Annotated in this window: 1 pseudogene; it reads right to left on the bottom strand. The window is 60.8% G+C overall.

Going from position 1 to position 503, the window contains the following annotated elements:
- Nucleotides 1-503, bottom strand: a pseudogene (locus GTU76_RS29790) (calcium-binding protein); the annotation flags it as partial.

Genomic DNA, 503 nt, shown 5'->3' on the forward strand with positions numbered 1-503 from the left:
GACGTTATCGACGTAATAAGTGTCGATGCCCGCGCCGCCGATCATGGTGTCCGCGCCGAGGCCGCCATTGAGTGTGTTGTTTTGATCGTTGCCGGTCAGGGTGTTGTTCAGGCTGTTGCCAGTGCCATTGAGGGCGTTGCCGGTCAGAACGAGGTTTTCCAGGTTGGCGCCCAGCGTCCAGTCGACCGAGGCGCGAACAGTGTCGATTTCGCTGATCAACGCGCTGCTCTCGGTGATGGTGTCGCCGACGTTGTCGACGATGTAGGTGTCATTGCCCAGCCCGCCTTCCAGGCGGTCGGCGCCGAGGCCACCGTCGAGAATGTTGTTGCCGTCGTTGCCGACCAGACGGTTGCTGACTTCGTTGCCCGTGGCGTTGATGTTGTCACTGCCGGTCAGCAGCAGGTTTTCGACGTTCGCGGCGAGGCTGTAGCTGACGCTGGCGAAAACCCGGTCGAGTGCGGTCAGCGAAGCGTCGGTTTCGATCACCACGTCGTTGACGTTAT

The organism is Pseudomonas crudilactis, from assembly GCF_013433315.1.
In the GTDB taxonomy this organism is placed as follows: Bacteria; Pseudomonadota; Gammaproteobacteria; order Pseudomonadales; family Pseudomonadaceae; genus Aquipseudomonas; species Aquipseudomonas crudilactis.